This window comes from uncultured Microbacterium sp. (assembly GCF_945952435.1).
Lineage (GTDB): Bacteria > Actinomycetota > Actinomycetes > Actinomycetales > Microbacteriaceae > Microbacterium.
Genome location: NZ_CAMFHZ010000035.1, coordinates 1 through 10,282, shown reverse-complemented (window position 1 = coordinate 10,282; position 10,282 = coordinate 1). Strand labels below are relative to the sequence as shown.

Sequence of the window (10,282 nt, the reverse complement as noted above, 5' to 3'; positions counted from 1 at the left end):
CGACGCCGTCGTTCTCCTTGATCTTCTCCACGTCGCCCCAGGCGCGCTCGTACTGGGCGCGCTTCTTGGACAGGATCAGACGGCCTTCCTTGTCCTCCTTCTGGAGGACGAGGGCCTCGACCTGGTCGCCGACGGAGACGACCTCGTTGGGGTCGACGTCGTGCTTGATGCTCAGCTCGCGCGAGGGGATGACGCCCTCGGTCTTGTAGCCGACGTCCAGCAGCACCTCGTCGCGGTCGATCTTGACGATCGTGCCCTCGATGATGTCGCCGTCGTTGAAGAACTTCAGGGTCTTCTCGACCGCAGCCAGGAAGTCCTCGGCAGATCCGATGTCGTTGATCGCGACCTGCTTGGTGGCCGGAGCGGCCGTTGCGGTAGTCATGTAGTGGGTAGTCCTTGTTGATGGATACTCGGGCTGGGACGCACGCTCTGGAGCAGAGCGCGGAATCGCGCCTCAGCGGATGGATGTGGTTTTGCTGCCACGCACGCGAGAATGAACCCCACGGGTGACACTTCATGCTATCAGGCCGCCGAGCCCGCGGAGAACCCGCACTTTCGAACGCCTGCACAGGAGGGAACACCGGATGCGCCGCGGGTGTTCCCTGCTCCGTCGTCTTCCTGCGCCGTCTTCCTGCCGCGTCCGCGCGTCGGCTCCTGGCAGACTGAGCTCATGACCGCGCCGAAGCTGTTGCTGCTCGACACCGCCAGTCTCTACTTCCGCGCCTTCTACGGCGTGCCCGACACGGTCAAGGCCCCCGACGGCACGTCTGTGAACGCCGCGCGCGGGCTCCTCGACATGATCGCGAAGCTGGTCGCCGCGTACCGGCCGACGCACCTCGTCGCCTGCTGGGACGACGACTGGCGACCGCAGTGGCGTGTCGACCTCATCCCCAGCTATAAGGCGCACCGCGTGGTGGAGGTCGTCGAGGGCGCCGCAGACGTCGAGGAGGTCCCCGATCCGCTCGAGGCCCAGATCCCGATCATCCGGGAGGCGCTCGGCGTGCTGCGGATCCCCGTCGTCGGCGTCGCCGCGCACGAGGCGGACGACGTGATCGGCACGCTCGCGACCGACGCCGACATCCCCGTCGACATCGTCACCGGCGATCGCGACCTCTTCCAGCTCGTCGACGACGCACGCGCCGTCCGGGTCGTCTACACGGCGCGCGGCATGAGCAACCTCGAGGACGTCACCGACGAGACGGTCGTGCGCAAGTACGGCGTCCTCCCCTCGCAGTACGCCGACTTCGCCACCCTCCGCGGCGACGCCTCCGACGGCCTGCCCGGGGTCGCCGGCGTCGGCGAGAAGACCGCGGCGACGCTGCTCGCCGCGCATGGCACCCTCGACCGGATCCGCCTCGCCGCGGAGACCGGCGAGGGCATGTCGGCGAGCGTGGCGAAGAAGATCCTCGCCGCATCCGACTACCTCGATGTCGCGCCCACGGTCGTCCGCGTCGCGACCTCCCTGCCCGTCTCCGTACCCGCGGAGCCGCTGCGTCCGCTCGACGAGACCGAGAAGGCCGCCGCGGTCGCGGTGTCGGAGCGCTGGAACCTCGGCACGTCGATGGCGCGCGCGCTCGACGCTCTCGGCAAGACCGGCTGAGCGCATCCCGACCGGGTCTGACTGCCCTGCTAACCCGCCCAGCGCCGCAGCCGGTCCAGTCCCCAGGTGGTGACGATCCGCTCTGCAGGGACCCCGGCCCGCTCGGCCCGCGCGGCCCCGTGATCCAGCAGCGAGAGCTGGCCGGGGGCGTGCGCGTCCGAGTCGATCGAGAACAGGCAGCCGACCTCGAGCGCGAGGGCGATCAGGTCATCGGGCGGATCCTGACGCTCCGGACGGGAGTTGATCTCGACGGCGACGCGGTGCTCGGCGCAGGCCTCGAAGACCGAGCGCGCATCGAACTGAGACGGCGGCCTCGTCCCTCGCTCTCCCTGCACGAGCCGGCCGGTGACATGGCCGAGCACGCTCACCCGGGGATCGGAGACGGCGCGCACGAGTCGACGGGTCATCGGCGACGCGTCCATCCGCAGCCGGGAGTGCGCCGACGCGACCACGATGTCCAGCTCTGCGAGGAGGTCGTCGTCCTGGTCCAGGGCACCGTCTTCCAGGATGTCGACCTCGATGCCCGTCAGCATCGTGAGCCCGTCGCCGCTCTGCGCCCTCACGAGCGGGAGTTGCGCGCGCAGGCGCTCCGCGGTCAGCCCCCGCGCCACCTTCAGGCGCGGGGAATGGTCCGTGATCGCCTGGTACTCGTGTCCGAGAGCGCGCGCCGCATCGGCCATCGCGGCGATCGACATCGATCCGTCGGACCAGTCGGTGTGGGCGTGCAGATCCCCGCGCAGCGCGGCGCGGAGCTCCGACACGATCTCCGGCTCCACCTCCCCACGCAGTTCGACGAGGTAGGCGGGAGTCTTTCCCGCGAGGGCCTCGCGGATCACGGCGAAGGTCGACGCGCCGATGCCCTTGGTCGCCTGGATGCGGTTCGGATCGGTCTTCGCGTCCTCCGGAAGAGCGGCGTAGATGGCCGCAGCGGCGCGGAACGCCTTGGCACGGTACCGGGACGCGCGCTCCCGCTCCAGGAGCCGCGCGATCTCCGACAGCGCTTCGACCGGATCCACGGCTACGCCCTCGCGAGCTCCTGCGAGGCGGCGACCCACGCGTCCAGTCGCGCGAGGGCGCGACCGTCGTCGACCGCGGCCCCCGCGCGCGCGAGCGCCGCGCGCAGGCGCTCGACGACCGGGATCTGGGCCTGCGCCGCGTCGTGCGACAGCTCGTAGGCGACGATGCCGGCGGCGGCGTTCAGCAGCACGATGTCCCGCACGGCCCCCCGCTCGCCCTCGAGCGTGCGGCGCAGCACGGCCGCATTGTGCTCCGGGGAGCCGCCGATGAGGTCCGACAGGTCGGCGAGCGGGATGCCGAGGTCACGCGGATCCAGGTCGTGCTCATGGATGTCGCCGCGCGTGACCTCCCAGATCCTGCTGTGGCCCGTCGTGGTGAGCTCGTCGAGTCCGTCGTCGCCGCGGAAGACGAGCGCGGTCGCCCCGCGCGTCCGGAAGACGCCGGTGATCAGCGGCACGCGGTCGATCTGCGCGACGCCGACCGCGTTCGCCTCGGCCCTGGCCGGATTGCACAGCGGTCCGAGCATGTTGAACACGGTCGGGACGCCGAGCTCGCTGCGCACGGCCGCCGCGTTCTTGAAACCGGGATGGAACGCCCCCGCCCAGGCGAACGTGATCCCGGTCCTGTCGAGGATCTCCGCGACGGCCTGCGGATCGAGGGTGAGCTGCAGCCCCAGCGCGCCCAGGACGTCGGAGGAGCCGGACGAGGAGCTCGCCGCCCGGTTGCCGTGCTTCACGACCGGGATGCCCGTCGCGCCGATGATGATCGCCGCGGTCGTCGACACGTTGACCGTGCCCACCCGGTCTCCCCCGGTTCCGACGATGTCGAGGACGTCGGAGGACACCGGCAGCGGCACGGCGGCCTCGAGGATCGCGTCGCGGAAGCCGACGACCTCGTCGATCGTCTCGCCCTTGGCCCGCAGTCCGATGAGGAATCCGGCGAGTTGCGCCTGGGTCGCCTGGCCGCGCATGACCTGGCGCATCGCCCACGTCGACTCGTACACGCTGAGATCGCGACCCGCGAGAAGGGTCGAGAGGACGTCGGGCCAGGTGAGAACTTCCGCCATGGCAGCGATCCTACTGATGTGACCGAGTCGTGACCGCCCGTGCGATCACCGTCGCCACCCGCGTGCACAGCGGATTCCCGGGGAGTTCCGGGCCTCCGCCGAGCCGGAGGAGGGCGGAACCGCCGCCCCGGGTGCGACAATCGACCGCTCGGATCGGCCATAATGGACAGGTGACGACCTCAGCGACGTATGCCCCGGCGGCGAGAACGATCAAGCGCCCCAACCCGGTGGCTGTGGGAACCATTGTCTGGCTCGGCAGTGAAGTGATGTTCTTCGCGGGACTCTTCGCGATCTACTTCACCCTGCGCAGCACCTCGCCGGAGCTGTGGGCGATGCGGACGGAGCACCTCAACGTGCCGTTCGCCGCGATCAACACCCTCGTGCTGGTGGCGTCGTCCTTCACCTGCCAGATGGGCGTGTTCGCCGCGGAGCGCATGCAGCCGTACACGGCGGTGAACGCGCAGGGACGCAAGCGTCTGGGCATGGTCCCGTGGTTCTGGATCACGTTCGCGATGGGCGCGTTCTTCGTGTCCGGGCAGGTCTGGGAGTACTCGCAGCTGGTCGCGGAGGGCATGCCGATCTCGGCCGACTCCTACGCTTCGGCCTTCTACATCACGACCGGCTTCCACGCGCTGCACGTCACCGGCGGTCTCGTGGCGTTCCTGCTCACGCTCGGCCGCGCGTACGCCGTCAAGAACTTCACGCACAAGGAAGCCACCACCGCGATCGTCGTGTCCTACTACTGGCACTTCGTCGACGTCGTCTGGATCGTGCTCTTCCTCGTCATCTATTTCCTCAAGTAAGAAGCGGAGCGGATTTTCGACATGGCACGTGAGAAGAAGCGCCGTTCCGGCCGTCGCAGCCCCCTTGCCGCGGCCGCGCTGATCGGCGCAGGCCTGATGATCACCGGCGGCATCTACGCCGGTGCGAGCGCGGCGTTCGCCGCGTCCGAGCCTGCGTCCGCCAGCACCCAGGTCACGGCCGAAGAGGGCAAGAAGCTCTTCCAGGCGAACTGTGCGACCTGCCACGGCATGAACCTGCAGGGCACCGCGACGGGGCCGAGCCTCTACGGCGTCGGCGAGCTCGCCGTCGAGTTCCAGATGTCGACGGGCCGCATGCCCCTGCAGATGCAGGGACCGCAGGCGCCGCAGAAGCACCCGCAGTTCACCGAGGAGCAGATCCGCGGGATCGCCTCGTGGGTGCAGTCCGTGGCCCCCGGCCCGACCTACCCGTCGGAGAAGATCCTCGACGGCAAGGGCGACGTCGCGCACGGCGCCGAGCTGTTCCGCATCAACTGCGCCATGTGCCACAACGTGGCCGCGGCCGGCGGCGCGCTCACCGAGGGCAAGTACGCTCCCCCGCTGACCAAGACCAGCGCGCTGCACATGTACGCCGCGATGGTGACGGGCCCGCAGAACATGCCCGTCTTCGGCGACATGAACCTCTCCCCCGAGGACAAGCGCGACATCATCTCGGCCCTGCTCTTCCAGCAGAAGGCGGTCCAGGTCGGAGGCATGGATCTCGGATCCCTCGGCCCGGTCTCGGAGGGCCTGTTCATCTGGATCTTCGGAATCGGCGCCCTGGTCGCCATCACCGTGTGGATCACGGCGAAGTCCAACTGACGCTTGCATATCGAAGAACGTACGAGGAGAACCATGGCACACGACGACTCGCAGGCTCTTGACCGGGCCTATCAGCCCCCTTCCGGGCTGAGCGTCGACGTCAGCGACCCCGCGCAGAACCCGGGGCTGCCGCCGCACCGGGAGCGGATCACCGATCAGGATCCGAAGGCGATGAAGACCGCCGTCCGCACGGTCTACACCCTCTTCTACCTCTCGCTCGCGGGCAGCATCTGGGCCGTCGCGGCGTACATGCTGTTCCCCATCGAGAGCGGCGCGCTCATCGATATCCGCTACAACAACCTGTTCATCGGGCTCGGCATCGCCCTCGCGCTGCTCGCGCTGGGCATCGGGGCGATCCACTGGTCCAAGGCGATCATGTCCGACCACGAGTTCGTCGAGGAGCGTCATCCCACCCGTGGCCGCGACGAGACCCGCTGGGCCGCGGTCAAGGCGTTCTCCGACGCGAACGAGGAGTCCGGCTTCGGACGACGCGTGATGATCCGCAACTCCCTCATCGCCGCCGTCGTCGCCTCCGTGGTCCCGGGACTGGCCCTCTTCCGCGGTCTCGCCCCGCAGGACACCCCCGAGAACCCGATCGCCGGTCAGCCCGTCAAGCTCCTCGAGCAGACCATGTGGAAGAAGGGGATGCGCCTCGCGCACGACCCCGACGGCACGCCGATCCGCGCCGCCGACGTCGTCCTCGGCTCCGCCGTGCACGTCATCCCCGAAGAGCTGTCGAAGCTCGGCCACGAGGACGGCTACCTCGAGGAGAAGGCCAAGGCGATCGTCCTCCTCGTGCGCCTCCTGCCCGAGCAGCTGCACCCGCGCGAGTCCCGCAAGGACTGGGCCTACGACGGCATCGTCGCGTACTCCAAGGTCTGCACGCACGTCGGCTGCCCCGTCGCGCTGTACGAGCAGCAGACGCACCACCTGCTCTGCCCGTGCCACCAGTCGCAGTTCGACATCACCGAGGAGGCCAAGGTCATCTTCGGCCCTGCTGCTCGGCCCCTGCCGCAGCTGCCCATCGCCGTGGACGACGAGGGCTACCTCGTCGCGCAGAGCGATTTCCACGAACCCGTCGGCCCGAGCTTCTGGGAGCGCCATTGAGCACCGCAACTGTCACCGAAAAGCCGAAGGCGGAGAAGCCTCTCGGCGGCCGCTTCGTCGGCGCTGCGGCGAACTATCTCGACGAGCGCACCAGCATCTCCGGCTTCGTCAAGGAGCTGGGTCGCAAGATCTTCCCGGATCACTGGTCGTTCATGCTCGGCGAGATCGCACTGTGGAGCTTCGTCGTCGTGCTGCTCTCCGGGACGTTCCTGACGTTCTTCTTCCAGGCCTCGATGGTGCCGACGCACTACGCGGGCGCCTACCCTCCCATGCGCGGCGTGGAGATGTCGGCCGCGCTGGACTCGACCCTGCGCCTTTCGTTCGACATCCGCGGCGGTCTCCTGGTCCGTCAGATCCACCACTGGGCGGCGTTGACCTTCGTCGCCGGCATCGGCGTGCACATGCTGCGCGTGTTCTTCACGGGCGCGTTCCGCAAGCCGCGTGAGCTCAACTGGGTGATCGGGTTCATCCTCTTCATCCTCGCGATGGCCGAGGGCTTCACCGGGTACTCCCTCCCCGACGACCTGCTCTCGGGCAACGGTCTGCGCATCATCGACGGTCTGATCAAGGGCCTCCCGCTGATCGGCACGTGGACGTCGTTCATGTTCTTCGGCGGCGAGTTCCCGGGCAACCAGATCGTCGGACGCCTGTACACCCTGCACATCCTGCTGCTCCCGCTCATGGTGATCGCGTTCATCGCGCTGCACCTCATGCTGATGATCATCAACAAGCACACGCAGTTCGCGGGCCCCGGCCGGACGAACAACAACGTCGTGGGCTATCCGATGATGCCGGTCTACATGTCGAAGATGGGCGGCTTCCTCTTCATCACGTTCGGCGTGATCGTGCTGATGGCCTCGCTGTTCCAGATCAACCCGATCTGGAACTACGGCCCCTACGATCCGTCCCCCGTGTCGGCGGGAACGCAGCCGGACTGGTACATCGGATTCGCCGACGGCGCGCTGCGTCTGGCCCCGTCCGACCTCGACGTCGTGCTGTGGAACCACACCTGGTCGTTCGGGATCATCCTGCCCGTCGTGGTCCTGGGCCTGTTCATCGTGCTCGTGATGTTCTACCCCTTCATCGAGGCATGGCTGACCGGCGACAAGCGCGAGCACCACATCGCCCAGCGTCCCCGCACCGCCGCGACCCGCACCGCGGTCGGCGTGGCCGGCGTGATCTTCTACGCCGTCCTGTGGGCCGCCGCCTCGTCGGACCTCATCGCGACGCACTTCATGCTCACGATGGAGGGCGTGATCCACACGCTGCAGGCGATGCTGTTCCTCGGCCCGATCCTCGGCTACTTCATCGCCAAGCGCATCTGCATCGCGCTGCAGAAGAAGGATCGTGAGATCGTCCTGCACGGCTACGAGTCCGGCCGCATCGTGCGTCTTCCCGGTGGCGAGTTCATCGAGGTGCACAAGCCGGTCGACGTGTACGACCGCTGGAAGCTCATCGACGTGGAGACCTACGAGCCGCTCGTGGTTCGCCCGAACGCCAAGGGCCGCATCCCATGGACGCAGAACCTGCGCTCCTCGATGTCGCGCTGGTTCTTCGAGGACCGTCTCGCCCCGCTCACGCAGGCCGACATCACCGCTGCGGACGCGCACCAGCGTCACGTGCTGCACGACACGGACGAGGCCGCGCACGAGGAGATCCTCGCGTCGCACCACCGCGCCGGCGTCGAGGAGGACCAGATCGCGCCGGTCGACGCTTCGCACGTGAGCGAGACGCCGAACACGCCGAGCTCCGCGCTGGCTCCCGAGTCGCTGCCGCACAGGGACAAGGGCGAGTAGGCCCGCTCGTCACAGCTCCTCACGAAGGCCCCGTCGTTCGACGGGGCCTTCGTCGTCGCCACTCCCCCGTCGCAGTAGCCTGAGGGAATGACCAGCGCTCAGGAGCACTTCTCCGCCAAGCTCGCCTTCGAGACCGACGCCAGCGACGTCCACGCGGCGCGCAGAGCCGGGGAGGAGATCGTCGTCGTCGACGTCCGCTCGGAAGCGGCCTGGGCTCAGGGGCGGGTCGTAGACGCCGTCCACCTGCCCTATCGCGACATCGACGTCCGAGCGCCCCGGGAGATCCCGCTCACGGCGCGTGTCGTGGTCTATTGCTGGAGCCCCGGGTGCAATGCCGCGGACAAGGGAGCACTCGCCTTCGCGCGGCTCGGCTACGACGTACGGATCATGATCGGCGGTTTCGAGTACTGGGCGCGTGAGGGCTACCCGATCGAGAACGCGGACGGCGTGCACCGTCGTCCCGTGGATCCCCTGGTCGGGGTGCCTCGGATCCGCAGCAGGGTCTGAGCCGACAGGGCCATGCCGATCCCGCCGTGGCCACCGCGGCGAAGGCCTCTCTCCACACGACCTGGCGCGTCTCCCCGGCCCGGGGCACGAGACAGGCGCCTGGATACGAGAGAGCCCCCGGAGGATTCCTCCGGGGGCTCTCTGTGCGGGGTTCAGCGCGCGAAGTGACCGCGGTAGTACTCGTAGACCCAGCCGACGATCGCGATCACGAAGATGGCCAGTGCGACGGGGAAGAGGAACTGTCCGACCGCGAGGGCGATCGCGCCCACCGCGGCGGAACCGGCCAGGACGATCGGCCACCAGGACCACGGGCTGAACTCGCCGAGCTCGGGATCGCCGTCGTCGATGTCACTGGTGAGGATGTCCTCCGGGAGCGAGCCGCCCTGTGCCTTGAACGTGCGGTCGAGGTAGAAGGCGATCATCGCGGCCATGAATGCGGCGAAGAACAGCGCCACCGTACCGACCCACTCGATCGCGGTGACGATCGGACGGTCCTGGTGAGCGATGATGTTCCACACGGTGTAGACCACGCCCATGAGGGCGAAGAACGCGGTGAGGATCCACCAGAGGACGATGTTGGAGCGCATGGGTCAGTGGCCCTTTCCTGCTGCGGCCGCGACCGGGAGCTCGGCGGCCTCCGGGTGGTTCAGATCGAACGCAGGACGCTCGCTGCGGATCCGCGGGATGGACGTGAAGTTGTGACGCGGCGGCGGGCAGGACGTCGCCCACTCGAGCGAGGCGCCGTAGCCCCAGGGGTCGTTGACCGTGACCTTCGGAGCCTTGCGCGCGGTCAGCCAGACGTTCAGGAAGAACGGCAGCATCGACGCGCCGAGGATGATGGCGCCGATCGTGGACACCTGGTTCTCCCAGGTCCAGTTGTCGTAGGCCGAGTAGTCGGCGTAACGACGCGGCATGCCGTCGACGCCCAGCCAGTGCTGGATGAGGAACGTCATGTGGAAACCGATGAAGAGCATCCAGAAGTGCACGTAGCCGAGGCGCTCGTTGAGCATCCGACCCGTCCACTTCGGCCACCAGAAGTAGAAGCCGGCGAACATGGCGAACACGACCGTGCCGAACACCACGTAGTGGAAGTGCGCCACGACGAAGTAGGAGTCGGAGAGGAAGAAGTCCAGCGGCGGCGAGGCGAGGATGACGCCGGTCAGACCGCCGAAGACGAAGGAGACCAGGAAGCCCAGCGCGAAGACCATCGGCGTCTCGAACGTCACGGAGCCTCGCCAGAGCGTGCCGATCCAGTTGAAGATCTTCACGCCGGTCGGCACCGCGATGAGCATCGTCATCAGCGCGAAGAAGGGCAGGAGGACGCCACCGGTGACGTACATGTGGTGGGCCCACACCGCCACGGACAGCGCGGCGATCGCGATGGTCGCGTAGACCAGCGTCTTGTAGCCGAAGATCGGCTTGCGGCTGAACACCGGGAAGATCTCCGACACGATGCCGAAGAACGGCAGCGCGATGATGTAGACCTCGGGGTGGCCGAAGAACCAGAAGAGGTGCTGCCAGAGCAGGACGCCGCCATTGGCGGGGTCGTAGATGTGCGCGCCGAGGA

Annotated in this window: 11 protein-coding genes; 6 read left to right on the top strand and 5 right to left on the bottom strand. The window is 68.1% G+C overall.

What is annotated here, in order from left to right; all coding sequences use genetic code 11:
- Positions 1-382, bottom strand: a 382-nt coding sequence (locus Q0P88_RS13925) for a S1 RNA-binding domain-containing protein (protein WP_295014946.1), incomplete at its 3' end; no start/stop codon positions are given.
- A 288-nt stretch (positions 383-670) separates the two neighbouring features.
- On the opposite strand from Q0P88_RS13925, the gene Q0P88_RS13920 reads away from it, so the two are divergent.
- A complete protein-coding gene (locus Q0P88_RS13920) occupies positions 671-1,600 on the top strand; it encodes a 5'-3' exonuclease (protein WP_295014945.1) in 930 nt (309 codons plus the stop codon).
- A 29-nt stretch (positions 1,601-1,629) separates the two neighbouring features.
- Here the strand turns inward: Q0P88_RS13920 and Q0P88_RS13915 are convergent, their stop codons facing one another.
- The gene (locus tag Q0P88_RS13915; RefSeq protein WP_295014944.1) at positions 1,630-2,616 is read right to left on the bottom strand and encodes a PHP domain-containing protein; all 987 of its coding nucleotides are present in this window, start codon (positions 2,614-2,616) and stop codon (positions 1,630-1,632) included.
- A 2-nt stretch (positions 2,617-2,618) separates the two neighbouring features.
- Complete coding sequence (trpD, locus tag Q0P88_RS13910) at positions 2,619-3,683, bottom strand: anthranilate phosphoribosyltransferase (protein WP_295014943.1); 1,065 nt, start codon at positions 3,681-3,683, stop codon at positions 2,619-2,621.
- A 170-nt stretch (positions 3,684-3,853) separates the two neighbouring features.
- Between trpD and Q0P88_RS13905 the strand changes: the two genes are divergently transcribed.
- The 5 genes from Q0P88_RS13905 (at position 3,854) to Q0P88_RS13885 (ending at position 8,715) form a co-directional block, all read left to right on the top strand.
- Positions 3,854-4,486 (top strand): heme-copper oxidase subunit III, encoded by a 633-nt coding sequence (locus Q0P88_RS13905; protein WP_295014942.1) that lies wholly within the window; start codon positions 3,854-3,856, stop codon positions 4,484-4,486.
- 21 nt (positions 4,487-4,507) lie between these two features.
- Complete coding sequence (locus Q0P88_RS13900; RefSeq protein WP_295014941.1) at positions 4,508-5,305, top strand: c-type cytochrome; 798 nt, start codon at positions 4,508-4,510, stop codon at positions 5,303-5,305.
- A 33-nt stretch (positions 5,306-5,338) separates the two neighbouring features.
- Positions 5,339-6,412 carry a ubiquinol-cytochrome c reductase iron-sulfur subunit gene (locus tag Q0P88_RS13895; protein ID WP_295014940.1) on the top strand — a complete coding sequence of 358 codons (1,074 nt, stop codon included), beginning with the start codon at positions 5,339-5,341 and terminating at the stop codon, positions 6,410-6,412.
- Positions 6,409-8,208 (top strand): ubiquinol-cytochrome c reductase cytochrome b subunit, encoded by a 1,800-nt coding sequence (locus tag Q0P88_RS13890; protein ID WP_295014939.1) that lies wholly within the window; start codon positions 6,409-6,411, stop codon positions 8,206-8,208. Before Q0P88_RS13895 ends, Q0P88_RS13890 begins: the two co-directional genes overlap by 4 nt.
- Before the next feature lie 87 nt (positions 8,209-8,295).
- Positions 8,296-8,715: a rhodanese-like domain-containing protein gene (locus tag Q0P88_RS13885; RefSeq protein WP_295014938.1), complete on the top strand. Its 420-nt coding sequence runs from the start codon at positions 8,296-8,298 to the stop codon at positions 8,713-8,715.
- Positions 8,716-8,867: 152 nt separating this feature from the next.
- Here the strand turns inward: Q0P88_RS13885 and Q0P88_RS13880 are convergent, their stop codons facing one another.
- Both Q0P88_RS13880 and Q0P88_RS13875 read right to left on the bottom strand, forming a co-directional pair.
- Entirely contained in the window at positions 8,868-9,302 is a 435-nt protein-coding gene (locus Q0P88_RS13880) for a cytochrome c oxidase subunit 4 (RefSeq protein ID WP_295014937.1), read from the bottom strand.
- 3 nt (positions 9,303-9,305) lie between these two features.
- Positions 9,306-10,282: cbb3-type cytochrome c oxidase subunit I (locus Q0P88_RS13875; protein ID WP_295014936.1), on the bottom strand; the 977-nt coding region annotated here is incomplete at its 5' end.

Excerpts from the sequence above, each read along its gene's own strand:
- Q0P88_RS13895 (WP_295014940.1), top strand. The coding sequence starts at position 5,339 with ATGGCACACGACGACTCGCAGGCTCTTGACCGGGCCTATCAGCCCCCT.
- trpD (WP_295014943.1), bottom strand. The coding sequence starts at position 3,683 with ATGGCGGAAGTTCTCACCTGGCCCGACGTCCTCTCGACCCTTCTCGCG.
- Q0P88_RS13885 (WP_295014938.1), top strand. The coding sequence starts at position 8,296 with ATGACCAGCGCTCAGGAGCACTTCTCCGCCAAGCTCGCCTTCGAGACC.
- Q0P88_RS13880 (WP_295014937.1), bottom strand. The coding sequence starts at position 9,302 with ATGCGCTCCAACATCGTCCTCTGGTGGATCCTCACCGCGTTCTTCGCC.
- Q0P88_RS13920 (WP_295014945.1), top strand. The coding sequence starts at position 671 with ATGACCGCGCCGAAGCTGTTGCTGCTCGACACCGCCAGTCTCTACTTC.
- Q0P88_RS13900 (WP_295014941.1), top strand. The coding sequence starts at position 4,508 with ATGGCACGTGAGAAGAAGCGCCGTTCCGGCCGTCGCAGCCCCCTTGCC.